The sequence below is a fragment of the Bacillus atrophaeus genome, assembly GCF_039519175.1.
Classification (GTDB): domain Bacteria; phylum Bacillota; class Bacilli; order Bacillales; family Bacillaceae; genus Bacillus; species Bacillus atrophaeus.
The window spans coordinates 2,693,351-2,709,762 of record NZ_CP154443.1 but is presented as its reverse complement, the minus strand read 5'-3'; the positions used below and the strand labels follow the sequence as shown (position 1 = coordinate 2,709,762).

The 16,412-nt window shown below is 43.8% G+C and carries 20 protein-coding genes; 6 read left to right on the top strand and 14 right to left on the bottom strand.

What is annotated here, in order from left to right; genetic code table 11:
- Positions 1-13: 13 nt before the first annotated feature.
- The 3 genes from AAHT65_RS13780 to AAHT65_RS13770 all read right to left on the bottom strand — a co-directional run bounded on the left by AAHT65_RS13780 (position 14) and on the right by AAHT65_RS13770 (position 4,380).
- Complete coding sequence (locus AAHT65_RS13780; protein WP_088117001.1) at positions 14-982, bottom strand: glycosyltransferase family 2 protein; 969 nt, start codon at positions 980-982, stop codon at positions 14-16.
- Positions 983-994: 12 nt separating this feature from the next.
- Positions 995-3,133 carry a glycosyltransferase family 39 protein gene (locus AAHT65_RS13775; protein WP_343310387.1) on the bottom strand — a complete coding sequence of 713 codons (2,139 nt, stop codon included), beginning with the start codon at positions 3,131-3,133 and terminating at the stop codon, positions 995-997.
- 296 nt (positions 3,134-3,429) lie between these two features.
- Entirely contained in the window at positions 3,430-4,380 is a 951-nt protein-coding gene (locus AAHT65_RS13770; protein WP_343310386.1) for a ring-cleaving dioxygenase, read from the bottom strand.
- Positions 4,381-4,799: 419 nt separating this feature from the next.
- On the opposite strand from AAHT65_RS13770, the gene AAHT65_RS13765 reads away from it, so the two are divergent.
- The 6 genes from AAHT65_RS13765 (at position 4,800) to AAHT65_RS13740 (ending at position 9,277) form a co-directional block, all read left to right on the top strand.
- The gene (locus AAHT65_RS13765; protein WP_003327418.1) at positions 4,800-6,116 is read left to right on the top strand and encodes an APC family permease; all 1,317 of its coding nucleotides are present in this window, start codon (positions 4,800-4,802) and stop codon (positions 6,114-6,116) included.
- A 287-nt stretch (positions 6,117-6,403) separates the two neighbouring features.
- Complete coding sequence (locus AAHT65_RS13760; RefSeq protein ID WP_003327421.1) at positions 6,404-7,021, top strand: DUF47 domain-containing protein; 618 nt, start codon at positions 6,404-6,406, stop codon at positions 7,019-7,021.
- A 12-nt stretch (positions 7,022-7,033) separates the two neighbouring features.
- Complete coding sequence (locus AAHT65_RS13755; protein ID WP_003327422.1) at positions 7,034-8,032, top strand: inorganic phosphate transporter; 999 nt, start codon at positions 7,034-7,036, stop codon at positions 8,030-8,032.
- A gap of 108 nt (positions 8,033-8,140) precedes the next feature.
- Entirely contained in the window at positions 8,141-8,887 is a 747-nt protein-coding gene (locus AAHT65_RS13750) for a type II toxin-antitoxin system SpoIISA family toxin (RefSeq protein WP_003327423.1), read from the top strand.
- Positions 8,887-9,057, top strand: coding sequence for a type II toxin-antitoxin system SpoIISB family antitoxin (locus tag AAHT65_RS13745; protein ID WP_061670599.1), 171 nt, complete (start codon positions 8,887-8,889; stop codon positions 9,055-9,057). Before AAHT65_RS13750 ends, AAHT65_RS13745 begins: the two co-directional genes overlap by 1 nt.
- A 97-nt stretch (positions 9,058-9,154) precedes the next feature.
- Positions 9,155-9,277, top strand: coding sequence for a hypothetical protein (locus AAHT65_RS13740; RefSeq protein ID WP_010788356.1), 123 nt, complete (start codon positions 9,155-9,157; stop codon positions 9,275-9,277).
- A gap of 75 nt (positions 9,278-9,352) precedes the next feature.
- Here AAHT65_RS13740 and AAHT65_RS13735 read toward each other — a convergent pair whose 3' ends face one another.
- The 11 genes from AAHT65_RS13735 to AAHT65_RS13685 form a co-directional block, all read right to left on the bottom strand.
- A complete protein-coding gene (locus AAHT65_RS13735) occupies positions 9,353-10,246 on the bottom strand; it encodes an N-acetylmuramoyl-L-alanine amidase (RefSeq protein WP_088116997.1) in 894 nt (297 codons plus the stop codon).
- A 12-nt stretch (positions 10,247-10,258) separates the two neighbouring features.
- Positions 10,259-10,522 (bottom strand): phage holin, encoded by a 264-nt coding sequence (locus tag AAHT65_RS13730; protein ID WP_343310384.1) that lies wholly within the window; start codon positions 10,520-10,522, stop codon positions 10,259-10,261.
- A 12-nt stretch (positions 10,523-10,534) separates the two neighbouring features.
- Positions 10,535-10,813, bottom strand: coding sequence for a hemolysin XhlA family protein (locus AAHT65_RS13725; protein ID WP_003327427.1), 279 nt, complete (start codon positions 10,811-10,813; stop codon positions 10,535-10,537).
- Positions 10,814-10,885: 72 nt separating this feature from the next.
- Complete coding sequence (gene xepA, locus AAHT65_RS13720) at positions 10,886-11,734, bottom strand: phage-like element PBSX protein XepA (protein WP_343310382.1); 849 nt, start codon at positions 11,732-11,734, stop codon at positions 10,886-10,888.
- 76 nt (positions 11,735-11,810) lie between these two features.
- Complete coding sequence (locus AAHT65_RS13715) at positions 11,811-11,975, bottom strand: XkdX family protein (RefSeq protein WP_343310381.1); 165 nt, start codon at positions 11,973-11,975, stop codon at positions 11,811-11,813.
- A complete protein-coding gene (locus AAHT65_RS13710) occupies positions 11,972-12,301 on the bottom strand; it encodes an XkdW family protein (RefSeq protein ID WP_088116995.1) in 330 nt (109 codons plus the stop codon). Before AAHT65_RS13710 ends, AAHT65_RS13715 begins: the two co-directional genes overlap by 4 nt.
- 9 nt (positions 12,302-12,310) lie before the next feature.
- Positions 12,311-14,059, bottom strand: coding sequence for a terminase (locus tag AAHT65_RS13705; protein ID WP_088116994.1), 1,749 nt, complete (start codon positions 14,057-14,059; stop codon positions 12,311-12,313).
- Between the two features lie 2 nt (positions 14,060-14,061).
- The gene (locus tag AAHT65_RS13700) at positions 14,062-14,334 is read right to left on the bottom strand and encodes a hypothetical protein (protein ID WP_003327434.1); all 273 of its coding nucleotides are present in this window, start codon (positions 14,332-14,334) and stop codon (positions 14,062-14,064) included.
- Entirely contained in the window at positions 14,331-14,909 is a 579-nt protein-coding gene (locus AAHT65_RS13695; protein WP_061571313.1) for a YmfQ family protein, read from the bottom strand. Before AAHT65_RS13695 ends, AAHT65_RS13700 begins: the two co-directional genes overlap by 4 nt.
- Positions 14,893-15,939, bottom strand: coding sequence for a baseplate J/gp47 family protein (locus tag AAHT65_RS13690; RefSeq protein ID WP_010788350.1), 1,047 nt, complete (start codon positions 15,937-15,939; stop codon positions 14,893-14,895). Before AAHT65_RS13690 ends, AAHT65_RS13695 begins: the two co-directional genes overlap by 17 nt.
- The gene (locus AAHT65_RS13685; RefSeq protein ID WP_088116993.1) at positions 15,932-16,357 is read right to left on the bottom strand and encodes a DUF2634 domain-containing protein; all 426 of its coding nucleotides are present in this window, start codon (positions 16,355-16,357) and stop codon (positions 15,932-15,934) included. The genes AAHT65_RS13690 and AAHT65_RS13685 overlap by 8 nt, the downstream gene beginning before the upstream one ends.
- Between the last annotated feature and the right edge of the window lie 55 nt (positions 16,358-16,412).

Here is a 16,412-nt window from a genome sequence, read left to right as displayed (position 1 = left end):
GATTTTTCATTTATTACATTCTGTGATCCTGATAGAGCTTTCTATTTTCTAAGCCGTAGCTTTTCTGCACGATATAGAGAGGGCGGTCTTTCGCTTCGTCATAAATTCGCCCAATGTATTCACCGATCATTCCAAGCATCAATAAGACGATGCCGCTGAATAGGAGCTGAATGACGATGAGTGATGACCATCCTGTAATCGTGCTGTCTGTGAACAATTTCATATAAAGCACGATCAGCATATAGAGAAAACCTGCGCCTGACATGAGGATTCCGGCAAAACTGGCCAGCTTCAACGGCTTATGAGAAAACGTAGTGATACCGTCCATTGAGAGCTTAAGCATTTTTTTCAGCGGATATTTTGTTTCGCCTGCAAGCCTTTCATCACGCTCGTATTCAACCGCTGTCTGCTTGAATCCTACCCAGCTGACAAGCCCTCTGACGAAAGGATTTTTTTCCTTCAATTTTTTCATTTCGTCGCATACCTTTCTGTCCAGGAGACGGAAATCTCCTGTGTCGATTGGTATATCAATATCTGTCATGCTCCGCAGCAGACGGTAAAACATGGCTGCTGTTTGTTTTTTGAAGAAAGTTTCGCCTTTTCGTTTTGTACGGACCGCGTACACAACTTCATAGCCTTCCTTCCATTTTTCGATCATGTCCAATATCAGTTCCGGCGGGTCCTGCAAATCGGCATCAATGACGACGATAGCGTTTCCCTGCGCATAATCCATTCCGGCTGTAATCGCGATTTGATGGCCAAAATTTCTGGAAAAGTCGATAACTTTCACTCTCGGATCAATAAGGCTGTGTTCCCTTAAAATCTCAACGCTTCGATCGCGGCTCCCGTCATTGACAAAGAGAAGCTCATAGTTTTCTTTCGTTCTATCCATCACTTCTTTTAAGCGCTGATAGGTTTCTTGAATGACGAGTTCTTCGTTATACACAGGAACAACAATCGAATATTGAATATGTCTGCTCATTCTTTTCCCCTCCTATTCATCCGCACTTAGTTCATATAAAGTAGATGATTGATTCATTCCGCCAGGTCCGCCGCCCATTTTGCCCTTCTGGCCGGAGCTGCTGCTTTCGCTTGATGTGTCTGACGACCTGTTACTTGATGATTTTTGTTCAGACTGATCTGTCGTGGCGTTTTTATCCGTGCTTGATTGCCATTTATCAGCAGAAACTTCTTTACCGTTTTTCTGAACCCACTCAACAATTTCATTGTCTCCGCCCATACCCATTCCGGAAGACAAGAAGTACTTCACCTTACCTTCTTTCACCAGCTTTTTAAATTGAGTAAGCGTGATCGCCGGGTCTGAACCGCTGTATCCGCCAATCGCCATCACCGCTTTTTTCGTCTTAATGATATACGGCGCCGCTGCGTTCGCGTTGGTTGTCGCGAATAGGTAGGTAGAGCCGGAATTGTTTTCTTCTAAATACTTGATCAGTTTTTCGTCTACGCTTGCGTCTGCCATTCCCATACCGCTGCTTGAAGCGAGCTGAGGGCCGGTTTCAGGCAGTGCGCTGTTGCCTCCGTACAGAAGCGGCGTGCTCGCCCAGTAAATCGGCACAACAAGTAAAACGAGAAGACCGACAAGTGACAAGTAGTACGTGATTGGTTTTTGGCGTTGTTTCATGACCAGAAGCGCGATTGCTGATACCGCTCCCATTACGCCTACGCCAATGCTCCATCCTAAACCGATTTGATCATTGTAGTTCCGAAGAATAAACAATTCAAATCCTGTTGTGGCAATAATCGCTGCCGGGAGAAGCCATGATTTCCAGCCTTTATGATTGCGATACAGATGGACAAGAGCGACCCATCCCGCTCCGACAAGCGCTGCAATCGGCGGTGCCAGCATAATGAGATAATAATGATGGAAAAACTCTGCTACGCTGAAGAATCCGGCAATCGGCACAAGCCATGCAACCCAGAAAACCGTTTCCTTTTGCTGAACAGATAATCTTCTTCTTTCTTTTGCGCCTGCGATAAACAAACCTGCAATTCCAAAGAGTGCAAACGGCAATAGCCAGCTGATTTGGTCAGATAATTCAGTTTGGAAGAGTCGAAGCGGACCAGGAGTTCCTGTTCCAAACATTCCGGTGCCTGATTGCATTTTTGAACCACTGCCAGAACCGCTTTTTCCTCCGTCTCCGCCGCCGCTTAGAGGACCGCCTTGACCGCGGCTCGGCATTTCGCCGCCGCTTGGCATCTCTCCATTAGCCGGCGGACCGGATGTGCTGCTGCTCGATTTGTCATCACTTGATGAACTGTTATCAGAAGAAGACGTTTCTTTCGAAGCGTTATCGTTTGGTCCTCCCTGTCCGCCTGACCCAGAATTTTGGCCTGTCAGCCGTTGAATTCCGTTGTATCCAAAGGCAAGCTCTAATACAGAGTTGGTTTGGCTGCTTCCGATATAAGGACGATCGCTCGAAGATACATTGTCAACAACAAGCGCCCACGAAACAGAAACAGCTAATAAAACTACCAGTGAACTTGCTAATGAAATGATTTTTTTCTTGATTGTGGCATTCGCGGCAATCATGTAGAACAATAAGAAAGCCGGTAAAATCATATATGCCTGAAGCATTTTCGTGTTAAAGCCGACACCGACAACAAAGAACGCTGCTAATAACCAAATCAGCTTGCCTTTTCTGACGGCTTTAAAGAGAAGCCAGGTTGCGAGTAATAAGAAAAAGACAAGTAATGCATCAACATTGTTTGTCCGGGCTACGGCCACCGCAATCGGTGTACATGCCATAACGAATGCAGCGATTCGCGCTGCCACCTTTCCGAACGTCGGTTTAATCAGCAGATACATTAAGAGTACAGAGCCGACGCCCGCTAATGCTTGAGGCAGAATAACGCTCCAGCCGTGCATTCCAAATATAAGTGCGCTGATCGTTTGCAGCTGAAACGTAATCGGGGGTTTATCCACCGTTATAAAACCTGCTGCATCGAATGAAGCATAAAAGAAATTATGAAAGCTTTGCATCATACTTGTTACTGCTGCGGTGTAATAAGGATTCACCGTATCGTCATTCCAAATGTTATACATATTTAAGAATGCAGATGCGAGCAGAATGAGAATTAAGAAAATATCTATCTCGCGTTTTTTCATCTTCACGTGTTTCTTCACTCCTTTTCGTCTAACTGTGAATAAGTGTAACAAGCAAATGTGAAAAAATTATTAATAAAAAAAGACAATTATTTTGCCATCCGCAATTAGTGAAAAAGATTCACCAGAAGCTTATGCAGTAAGCACAATATCCTCTTTTCCGGTGAATGTTTGTACCTATGAAGGCAGGTTCTCCGAAATAAATTTGTTTACATCAACTGCCTGGATTTCTGCGCACAAAAAAACGCCTTCCGATTCACAGAAAGGCGTTTCCTTCTTCTATCATCCTCATATGGGCGTTTGCACTACTTAATAGGCTTCAGCCGCGCTTCAATGTCACTGCGGCGATGCTCAAGATAAGGCGGAAGCGCAATGGTCTGGCCCAGCTCGTCAATATCTTCATCGACCATAAAGCCCGGGCCATCCGTTGATAATTCAAAAAGAATTCCGTTTGGCTCCCTGAAATACAGTGCCTTGAAATAATAACGCTCGACAATTCCAGAGTTGCTAAAGCCTTCACGGCTGATGATGCGGTGCCAGACGGCAAGCTCCTCTTCATCCTTCACGCGAAATGCAACATGATGGACGCTTCCTTTTCCTGACCGTTCACGCGGAAGATCACTTCTTTCAATAAGATGCACCTCGGTCGCTGCGCCGCCTTCCCCGGATTCCAAAATAACAGCCGATCCTTGGCCGTCACGTGTTTCTTGTCCGATTTCAGTAAAACCGAGAATCTGTGTCAGCACATGTAAAGTTGGTTCCGCATATGGCACTGTCAGCTCAATCGGCCCAAGACCGCGGAAGGAATACTCAGCCGGAATGCCGCTTTGCTCCACCGGCGTGCCATAGTCCTTGCCTTTTTCGTCGGCAGTCAGCACAAGCCGCTGTCCTTCATGGTCTTGGAAAGCAAGCGTTTCCCGCCCTGCTATTTTTGTGATATCGCTATGCGCGACCTGATGCTCTTCAAAGCGTTTCTTCCAATAATGCAAGGCTTCTGTTCCCGGGACACGCAAGCCTATAGAAGAAATGCTGTTTGTGCCTGCATGGAAAGGCGCGATGCGCGGGATTTCAAAAAACGTCAGCTCTGTTCCCGGATTAGCAACCTGATCTCCGTAAAATAAGTGGTACATCGTCGGCTCATCTTGATTGACAGATTTTTTGACCAGCTTCAGCCCCATGACCTTACTATAGAAATCTAAATTTTTCTGAGCGTCGGCCGTTAAGGCGGACACGTGATGGATACCGTTGACTTTCATATATTTTCCTCCAATTTCAGATAATATCTCGAATTCGAGATATAACTGTATAAATTATTTAGTAGTTTTCTACTTACAACGTATTTTATTCGAAAGTAAATGTCAACTAATCCGCTTAAAGCGTGTCCCCTGATATTCTCTTTTAAAAAAACAAATGTACACTTTAAACAAATAACCTGCCATATCAAATGCCCGTCCGCCACATATGAGCAAATAAAAGGCGTACTATAATCACTAAAATCAAATTTAATGTTCGTTTTTTAAAGTTAAAAGTTATGCGTTTTTATGAATTTAATATAAAATCACAACCAAATATCTAAAGTCAGAAAATTTATTTAACTCCAGTTTTCTGAAATAGGGTTTACAATATGAAAAATAGATTCTTCATCTGAAGACTGAACATCTTAGGAGGAAATAAAATGAATACTGAAGAAAACGGATTAAAAAAAGAGATAGGTCTTTCATTTGCTCTTTCTCTTGTTATCGGCACTATTATCGGTTCTGGCGTGTTCATGAAACCCGGCGCTGTGATGGCCTATTCCGGCAGTTCCCAGACCGCGCTGCTGGCTTGGCTCTTAGGAGGCATTCTGACACTGGCCGGCGGGCTGACTGTAGCGGAAATCGGCACACAAATTCCGAAAACAGGCGGGCTGTATACATATCTTGAGGAAGTATACGGAGAGTTTTGGGGCTTTTTATGCGGCTGGGTGCAAATCATCATTTACGGGCCTGCGATTATCGGCGCATTGGGACTTTATTTCGGTTCATTACTGACAAACCTCTTCGGATGGGACGGCGGCTGGTCAAAGATCGCGGGAATGGCTGCGGTTGTCTTCCTATGTGTCGTTAATATTTTGGGAACCAAATACGGCGGCTTTGTCCAAGCACTTACTACGATCGGAAAGCTGATCCCGATTATTTTCATTATCGTATTTGGGCTTTGGAAAGGCGATCAGCATATTTTCAGCACAGTCAACGAAAGCATTGCCGATATGAATTTCGGTGCTGCCATTTTGGCGACATTATTTGCGTATGACGGCTGGATCTTGCTTGCCGCTCTCGGCGGTGAAATGAAAAACCCTGAAAAACTGCTGCCCCGGGCGATGACAGGCGGGCTTTTGATTGTGACGGCGATTTACCTCTTCATTAACTTCGCCCTGCTTCATATGCTCTCCGCCAACGATATCGTCAGACTCGGTGAAAACGCGACAAGCACCGCGGCAACCATGCTGTTTGGCCCAATTGGCGGAAAGTTGATCAGCATAGGAATTATCGTAAGTATTTTCGGCTGCTTAAACGGAAAGATTCTATCCTTCCCGCGGATCTCATTTGCCATGGCGGAACGGAAACAGCTTCCTTTTTCAGAGCAGCTGTCACGTGTTCACCCGACATTCCGCACGCCATGGATAGCGGTTTCCTTTCAGATTGCCCTGACGGTTATCCTGATGTTCCTTAGTAATCCTGATAAGCTTTCTGAAATCTCGATTTTCATGATTTATATTTTTTATGTCATGGCATTTTTCGCCGTGTTTTTACTTCGAAAACGAAATAAAGGCAAAGAGCGCGCCTACAGCGTGCCGCTTTATCCGATTGTACCGATTCTTGCCATAATAGGTTCGCTCTTCGTTTTGGGGAGCACCATTATGACTGACACACTAAGCTGCGGCTTATCCATACTCATCGGTCTGGCCGGGCTGCCTATTTATTTCTGGAGAAAAAAACGCAAAGCAAGCTGACTAAGAAACGGCTCCTTCATACGGAGCTGTTTTTTTTGCTGTAATCAGAAACAAATCTTGACATGAAAAACATTTCTTTTGTTATACTTTTTACGTTAAAGATAAAAGATTTTGAAATATGCCGTTTTTTTGCTGAATCAGGTCAAAATAAGCAGGACGTGGTATGACATGTTTTTTCAAAAAAATCAAGTCCCGTTTTTTTTCGACTTTTCCTGTTTTTTTTCGACAAAAGGCTATATAATAATTTGATGTGTGCATTGTCTCATTCAAACAATGGAGGGTTTTACATGATAAGAAGAAAAAAAGATAAGTTTTCACTCCTTTTGACAGAAATCGCAAAAAATATAGACGAAACTGCAGAATATTTTGTTAATTTCAAAGTCACAAACCAAACGACGCTTAAAGAGTTTGCGGACACGTTAAAGGAATATGAAACAAAGGGAGATAATCATGTCCATATCATGATTAAAGAGCTGAATAAGGCTTTTATTACCCCTATTGAACGTGAAGACATCCTTCAGCTGACAAACAGCCTAGATGATGTATTGGACGGAATCGAGCATTTCTCCGCGATGATGGAAATTTTCTCAATCACCTCTTCTGATGAGCATATTGATAAATTCAGCGGATATATCAGAGAATGCGCAAAAGAAATTTTAATTACGATTGAACTGCTAGCAGACAACCGGTTAAAAGATATCCAGCCGCACGCCATTAAAATTAAAGAATACGAACACAGCTGTGACAATCTGCACCGGAAATCATTAAAAAATCTTTTCGGTACGGAAAAAGATCCGATTAAGGTAATCCAATACCGTGAAATTTATGAAACGCTTGAGGAAATTGCAGACTCCTGCCAAAGCGTTGCCAATAATCTTGAAACCATCATTATGAAAAACGCGTAACGAGGGGTAATAATGGATATTCTATTTATTTTAACGATATTAATTGTCATTTTCGCTTTGGCGTTTGATTTCATTAATGGGTTTCACGATACAGCGAACGCAATTGCAACCTCCGTTTCCACTAAAGCGCTAAAACCGCGTCACGCCATCATTATGGCCGCGATTATGAACTTTGTGGGCGCGATGACTTTCACAGGCGTTGCGAAAACGATTACGAAAGACATTGTGGACCCGTTCACACTTGAAAACGGTTCGGTTGTCATTTTGGCTGCCTTGAGTGCGGCGATTACTTGGAATCTTCTCACTTGGTATTACGGCATTCCGAGCAGCTCATCTCACGCGATTATCGGCGCGATTGCCGGAGCGGCGATTGCTTCTTCAGGATTCAGTTCGCTTAACTATAAAGGGTTTGTCAAAATTATCGAAGCTTTGATCCTTTCCCCGATCATCGCCTTTGTTTTAGGTTTTATTGTCTACAGCATTGTAAAGCTGATCTTTAAAGACAGCAATTTGGCGAAAACGAACAAACGCTTTCGCAGAGTGCAGATTTTAACGGCCGCTGTCCAGTCATACACACATGGAACGAATGACGCCCAAAAAGCGATGGGTATCATTACGATGGCCCTTATCGCCGGAAATTTACATACTACAGATGACATCCCGCATTGGGTGCAATTTGCGTGTGCGACTGCGATGGGTCTCGGTACTTCCATCGGCGGCTGGAAAATCATTAAAACCGTCGGCGGCAAAATTATGAAGATTCGTCCGGTCAACGGTGTTTCTGCTGATTTAACAGGTGCAGCCATTATTTTCGGAGCAACATTTATTCACTTGCCTGTCAGCACGACACACGTTATTTCTTCTTCCATACTTGGTGTCGGCGCGTCTCACCGTGTGAAAGGCGTGAACTGGGGCACTGCAAAACGCATGCTGATTACTTGGGTCATTACGCTGCCGATTTCCGGTACACTCGGCGCCATCGCCTACTTTATTTTAAATATGATATTCTAATGCAAAACCGTTTCCTCTCTGAGGAGCGGTTTTTTTCATGTGACAGGAAATCCAGACATATCCATAGAATGAATATAGGCAGAACTTATTCGGATGTGAGGGATACGCATGCTTTTATTCTTTCAGATTATGGTTTGGTGCATAATGGCCGCATTAGGCCTATACGTATATGCGGTGTGGCGGTTTGAAGCAAAGGTGAAAGAAAAAATGTTTGCGATCCGGAAAACGTGGTATTTGATCTTTGTGATCGGCGCCATGGTATACTGGACGTATGACCCCTCTTCTCTTTTCAGGGAATGGACGAATTATTTGATTGTCGCTGTCAGCTTTGCTTTGATTGACGCCTTTATCTTTTTGAGCGCTTACGTAAAGAAACTTGCCGGCAATGAATTAGAAACCGACACACGGGAAATCCTTGAAGAAAACAATGAAATGCTCCACGTTTATCTTGATAAATTAAAAACGTACCAATACCTATTGAAAAATGAACCGATCCATGTTTATTATGGAAGTATAGAAGCATACGCCGAGGGCATCGATAAGCTGCTCAAAACCTATGCCGACAAAATGAACTTAACGGCTTCGCTGTGTGAATATTCGACACAGCTAGAAAAAGACCGCTTAACCGAGCATATGGATGATGCATTTGAGGTGCAGAGCCGGCTGGATCGAAAAGATGTATACTATGATCAGCACGGGAAGCTGGCACTCATCCCTTTTACAGTCCAGACACGCAGCTATGTCATCAAGCTGGCGTCAGACAGCATTGTAACAGAATTTGATTATTTGCTTTTCACATCATTAACTAGCATTTACGATTTGGTGCTGCCAATTGAGGAGGAAGGTGACGGATAATGGAACGTGCTTTTCAAAACGATCATTCGACCCGCGCGGCTAAACCGTTTAAGATATTAAAAAAGAGATCAACCACCAGCGTCGCAAGCTACCAGGTCAGCCCCCACACGGCAAGAATTTTCAAAGAAAATGAGCGGCTGATTGACGAGTATAAAAGAAAAAAAGCATGATCACACTAAAGGACAAGGGAAACGGCTCTTGTCCTTATTCCTTTTCTCCGTCTGTGACATATAATAGGAGCAATCAGAGGATAGTCAAGGTGATGATGTGAAAAAAATTGTACGGCGTGTGAAATTCATAGATTATGGAAAGTTCGGACTGTCGGGATATTCGCTTAAAATGAAGGAGCGGAGTATCGGAATCCTAAAGAGATTGAAGAAGAAAAAATAAAATCCCGGGGTGATCCGGGATTTCTATTTTGCTGAAGAAGTCCGAAACCATATGCGTTTCGGACTCTCTAAATGGTTAGGATAACTGGGCAGCGATTTTCGCTTTTGTGGCCGGTCCGTAAATGCCGTCAACCGTCAACCCGTTAACAGATTGAAAACGGGATACCGCGTTTGCCGTTTTTGGTCCGTAAATGCCATCTATCCCATTGTTTACTGCCCCTTTATCAGGGTAAAAATAAAGTGCTGCCAGCGCATTTTGAACCTGGTACACTTTTTCCCCCGATGTATAAGGCGTTGTCAGCTGCAAAATGCCGTCAGGAAGCGGATATGCTTCAGGCTCTACAGCTTGTGCAGGGGCACTGACGATCAGCACTTGTCCGACTTGAATCAGGTTTGGGTCCTTAATATTGTTCCACTCCTGTAAATCTGCCACACTTACACCAAATTTTCTTGCGATCGCTGAGAGTGTGTCGCCTTTTTGGACAGTATACGTTTGAACGCCTCCGCCGCCGATTCCCGCTTTAAATTGTTCCCATGTATCCAATAGCTTTCTCGGGCATTCTTTGCCGGACCAATGCTTGTGAGGCACGACATTTGCAAGCGTAATGCTGTGCGATCCCATTAATGTTTTGATCAGCCATTGGGCGTTTGCGGTCGCCAGTTGAAAATTCCCATCGGCATTTTCGCAAATTTCAATTCCAATAGATTGGCGGTTTCCGCTTCCGTTGCCGTCTCCGGCATGCCAGCCGTTTTCATTCAGCGGCAAATGCTGATAAATTTCCTTATCATCAACCGTAAAATGCCAGCTTGTCGGTGTATCCGGATTTTTCACATAACGGGCGTGCATTTCGGCATTGGCTCCGACGGACGTGTTTGCCGTATTGTGAACTGTAATATAAATCGGCGTCATTGCATAACCCGGACGATTATTGGCACCTACGGGAATAAAATCTTGGATAATGTTAACCATTTGAATCTCTCCTTATTTTGTTAAATTGTTTTGTTTTAATAAAGATTGCTGCCGCTTTCCTTTTTCTGTTACATAATTGTTTTTAAACCAAGCGGCAAGTGTTGTGACAACCGTAAACAAGACAGACCCCGCTGCATAAAACGTGTCTGCCAGCTGATTCACTTGTTCCTCTCTGATGTCTAAAGGCGATTTGCCAAACATCAGCAGCGTTTGGTTTACTAAGGCAAGCAAAAGAAGCACCGTCCTGATGACCGTGCCTTTATCATATGTTTTCAATGTGGCTCCTCCTTATTTTTGCAGCAAATTATACATAATCCCGATGGCGCCTCCGATGATGCCGGTGCAGATCGCGGTAACGATTGCCCCTGTGATGGTGCGCTTAATCCAAGTGGTATTTTCTTCAATTTTATTCAGTTTTTCATTCAGGGTCATAATCTGCTGATCTTGGCGGTCAGATGATCGTTCCAATGCGGATACTCTCTGCTCCAGCGCCCTATGATCGCTCTTTATGTCCGTACATTCTTTTTGAAACGCGTTTATATCAAAAGACGCGTCTTCATTTAACATTTTTTATGCCTCCTTTACACTCGATTGCACCTCCTCTCTGAGGGCCGGCCGTAACCTAAGGTTGTTGTAATGTCAGGAAACGGCCGTTCCTTTGACAGACAGGCTGCCGCCGCTTATTTCCGCTATTTCCATAACGATTTCTTTATAACCTGTCATATCGAAAATCCATGCTTCTGCTTTTCCTGATGTGCTGCCGGACATTTCACCATCATCTGATTTCTTGCCTCGGATTGGAAGATTGGCTCCTGAAAAGGATCTTCCCCAAAAGCTCACTTCGCTTTTCTCTGCTGTACCGTATATTTCCACCAGCAGCTTTTTATACGTTCCTACAGTCAGGACCGCTCCTTCTCCGGCATTCTCAGCATTTTCATGAAAAACAAAATCTTTGGTGCTGGCTTGAGCTCCCTCTACCTTCAGCCTCCCCTCTTCAGTTGTATTAGCGGCTTCAAACGTAATCGGCAAAGGGGCTGCTTCAGTAATATGAACATCCACTTCCCCCGCTCCGACGGATTGATATAAAACAAACTCAGACTGCTGTAAGTTTCCGTTTACATAACGGAAACGGTAATATCTTTTGGTTAGATATACCCATTCAGTTGCTGTGAGTACGCCGGGCCCGATGTCAGCCGAAGCTGTAGTGGACCAGGAATGGTTATTATCACTTTCTTCCACATACAGCGTGCCGCCGCGATCAGAATACGCCCATCCTTTTATTTTTGAAATCAAGACCGCGCCCAGACGATCTTGGCCATACTGGCTATACGCTTCAGTTGCTTTTAACGCGGCATTGGTCAAAAGCTCCGCCACACCTGAAAGATTTGATACAGGTGTTACAAAATCTGTTTTTTCTCCCCTGTAAGGTTTTACCGCCCCTGCTTTTCCTGTTCGATCAGCGGGGAATTCGTAACGATATTGCGTCATGTTCACCCTCCTTTTTTATTCGTTTCGTTCGGTTTTCGATCATTCACCTCCTTTCAAAGGCAAAATAAAAAAGCCTTTAAATGGCTTTACCGGTGATTTCTTTATATTGGTCAGGCGTGATTAATTTTTTGTTGACTCCTTCTGCTAAGTCCTCAATGGAACAATCATTGTATCGCATCGCCTGCTTGACCATATTAGCCGTGGCCCATTTATAATAAAAGGCAAGCACCCAATAATTCATTCAGAAACATCTCCTTTCAACGAGAGAAGCTCAAGCTTTATTCCTGACAATTCGCTTCCCAATGTTTCATTCAGCTCCTCAAGCTGCTTACGGGCCAATTTTTCTTGAGACAATTGCTGTGCGAGCAATTCAAGCTGGTCCGGCGGCTCATATGGCGGATTTTGCTGCAATTCTTCCCACCAGGCCTGCAAGTCTTCTTTTGTTGGGATAGGCGCTCGGATGTTCCATTCAGCTATATAAGATCCGTCTCCATCGTTTTGGATGATAAAATCTTTCGTTGGATCTGCTTCAGGGTATTTGTAAAGAATCGCTGTTGCTATAATCATATTTACCTCCTAAACTGTTGGATAATTGAGTCCTCCAATTTCCTGAATGTCAAAAAAGTTGAATACGCCATCTTGATTATCTACACCTCTTCTGTTACTGCCTCCATAATTACAATAACAATAGATTTCTATATAGTCACCTTTGTTCATCGGAACAGTTGCGTTTCCGTTCAGGCCAACTTTCAACTCAGTATCCTTATTCTCAAAATACCCTCTTAAATGATGAAGCGTTTTATAGGCGTTGCCGTTCAAATAAACTTTAATATGAAGATTTATATATGCTGGATAATTTATCATATAAAGGCCTGCACCAACCAGATACATACCATCATTCGGTGCCACAAACCTATTGTTAGTTGTGTCAAAGGCATTGTGGCTATCTTTTATTTTTCGATTGAACTGAATTTTTGTAGAAGTTGCCGGCTCTAAATACTGAATACCGGTCGTACCGATGTTGGCATGCGCAAAACCGGAAATTTTTTCCCATGGTGTCCATCCTGATTCAAGCCACCAATGGCGAATCCAAGTACCTGTTAAATAATTTTTTCCGTTTCGCGAATCTGCGTTCCCATAAAAATATTGAGTGAATCGGGCATTATTCCATTTTTCATTTTTAATTAGACCATAACCTAATGGATAACCAGTTTGATTATCATCATATATTTTCATTAAGGTAATGCCAAATGGATATTCAGTACCTGGAGTTCTCGCATCTTCAATTCCCGAAGCAATAGGAAGAACCGTTAACTTTTCGTTTGAAAAATTAGAGTCGGTGTAGTCTTTAGCATCAGAGACAGCTTTTTCTATCCTCATTTGAGCGGCATTTGCAGTATCGAGCTTATTCCACCCTTGCCAACCGACTTTATTTCCATCATAATAATTTGTAAAAACATTGTTCTTGTAATCCATGGCATATACCCAGCCATACATCCCTTTTCCATCAGCGTCCTGACTTGTCATTTGATAAAATCCTCTTGTAGAAGCTTCAGATGGAGAATTAACCGCCGTTCCAATTGCGTAGAATGTTCCCATGCCCCTTCCACGATTAATGATTGCTTGAAGCATATCCTCCCCAGCATTTACAGAAAAAGCAATTCCGCCATAATCATTTGTGATTTTTGTTAACTGACTGCCATTCCATTTGTCTTTGTCTGTTTGAGTAACATGAATGGATGTATTTTTGGCGTGAGCATCGACTTTTTCCTGAACGGATTTTTCCGTCTCAAACCTTATCCAATCAGACCAATTGCCACCTACTAAACTTTTTCTCCATATACCTCCATCATTAGCCAGCGCGATGGCTTCCCCGTAGGTAGATGAGGAATGCAAATATATGCCGCGCGTGGATTGAGGCGGTGTATTGATTCCTGAGTTTGCGGTATAAAATGTGAATGTCTTATATTGGCTAACAGCGACTTTATGAAAATCCAAACCATTACTTATATTAAGTAAAACGGCTCCATTATCTTTTGTGAATTTAGATAATTGTCCGCCGTCCCATTTCTCCCGCTCGTCCTTTGTGATATGGCGATCCTGATCTTGATCATGCTGATCAAAATCCTTTTTTGCCGCCTGCTGCACATCATCCACGCTGCCAAGCCCGATTTGCGCTTTCGTTGTGTTGTGCGGATTATTCATATCATTTTTATGGGCAGCCAGGTCTGTATGCGCGTCCTTGATTCCTTTCTCCCAGCGATTCACGTCATCTTCATTGATCGGATCATCCGGGAGCCAGTCTGTTTTTTCTTCGTAAGCCATGTTTACACCACCTCAAAAGTAAATCGGAAGTCTAGCGTTCTATTGTCGCTGACGTCTAAATCTGTGCTTCGTTCTGTGATCACGTTATCCGCTTCATCAAAAATTTGGACTTGGTTAATATGTTTGATATCTTCTTCCCGCTGTGTGAGAACCGTCACCGTTGCGCCTTTTATAGAGAGTTCGACTATTTTTGTTTCCTGCCCATTGAGCAAAACTTTTTGAATTCTGTTCTTTAAATCGGCAGCGGTTCGTTCTCTGTATGCTTTTGTAATCATGTTAAGACCACCTCGTTATTATTAAGGGTTACGGAATAACCGACCCTCAGTTCACTGGCCGTCCGGTACCTGCGATGATTGAAGATGACCGTATCTTTTATCTGCAGCGGTTCGTTAAAACCGGCCCGGAGTGTGTAGTCCAAATGGGCGGGTTTCATATTTTCGAGCGTTTCAATCAATTCGCCTATATGCTGGAGGTCATCAATATCAATGTCAACATTAAAATGGTACTGGTTTGGCAGGAGCCTGACACGGGAGGACGGATGTTTCAAAAATCGGTTTAGCGCCTGTTCAATGGCTCTATACGTAACAGGCGGGATGTTCGACATTTTGGAAATCAGCCGTAACCGTCTGATTTCATAAGTGTCGCCTGATTCCCGCGGTACATCCAAAATCCTTTCCCAGCGATCCAGCCCCCAGGTCGCCGTCGATACAAACAGCTGGTCTGTGACCTCGAATATACTATTATTTTGTTTTTCAAACTCAGGCGCCTCCGTCTGCAGCAGTTCCTTCATTTCCTTTAACCGTGTTAAAAATGAAGGAAGGTATGCACTCATTTCATCGAGTTTGCTCAATGATATTCACCTGCCCGAGTTTTGGTATTTCAACATCGTTCAGCACTAAATTTTCAGCCAGCCCATTGATTTTGATGTCGGAATAATCGCTGACCGATGAAGCGTTATAAACGATATTATTGATTTGTGAAAGACGGATCACATTGTCTTCAAATGCCATTTTCTTAAAGAGCTGTAAAACGCCGGCTTCGATGTCTGCTTTTACGTCTTCGATCGAACGATTCAGCTCCGGCAGGACTTCCGCAGAAATTTCAACTTCTTTCCACACCGCGCTTTCCACTGTGACAAATGCACCGATGGGCGCTTCTCCTTCCCCCTGGCCCTCTTCGGGATCAATCGCATCTTTTACTTTTTTGACTAAAATATCGGATGCGGGTTCAAGAGTGGCATTGGTTATGACAATCTTCACCGTGCCTTCCCCGTTCCAGAGAGGAAATATTTTCGCTTTTCCGACGCCGTCCACTTCTTCCGCCCATTGCTTATAGTGCTGCTTATTGGCACTGACAGCCTCACGGCGAACGCGTGTAAAATATCGGTCTCGTAAACTGTCATCTCGCTCTTCTTCCCGGCCGGGGATTAAAATATCCTTCACAATTGCTTTCTCAAGACCCGGGATCGTATCAAGAGACAAAAGATTCTGCCCGGAAATATTCGCGTTGCCGGCTTCCCCTGCCGTTTCACATTCAAGTGTCCCATCTGCTGTATATTGAAAATAGAGATTGTCAGCGAAAAAGCGGGAGCCTGTAGGAATTGTAATACCCGGTGTGAATTCTCCCGCCCTGACAGCCTTTGTCGCTGCTAATCTTTCAATGCCCGCTTCCGTTGCCCGCCGGTCCAGAAATTCTCCTTGTGCTGTATCTGAAAATACTAATTCTAATACGGTATCAAGCCAAATATATGATTTGGCGAGTTCAGCCGCCGCAGGTGCTAATGCGTTGTAAATAACGCTGCCTTCCCTCGTATCAATATCAGCGGAAATGCGCGAAAGCATCCGCTCCATAATCTCTTCAAATGTCTGATCTTCAAACATCTTCGCCAATCACCTCCTCGATCTCAAGCTTTCCTTCATCGGTTTCGATGATAAACGAGACAAAAAACGCATCATCTTTTTTCTCAATCTCAAAATCTGTGACGGCTGAAATACGGTCATCATAAATCAACGCTTCTTCAATAAGTCTCGGGATCTCCATTTTCTTGTAAGCCTCGGTCGTTTCGCTGTCCGAAAGAACCTCTTGAAGCTCGTTTCCGAGATCATGGCTGAAGACAGAGTATGAGTAACGCTCCGTGTGCAGCGCGATATAGACAAATTGCCTGATCGCTTCGAGTCCCGTTATCAGTTCGTTTGTAATATGGCCGTTATCAAAATCAATGTAATAGGTTCGCGAGGTTTCAATGGCCTCGACGCCGTCTTCAATGTCTTCAAAATCAACTTCCGGTGTAAGAGCCATGATGCCCACTCCTTTATGAATTGGTTCAATTAAAAAAAGACCCTTCGAATGTCGA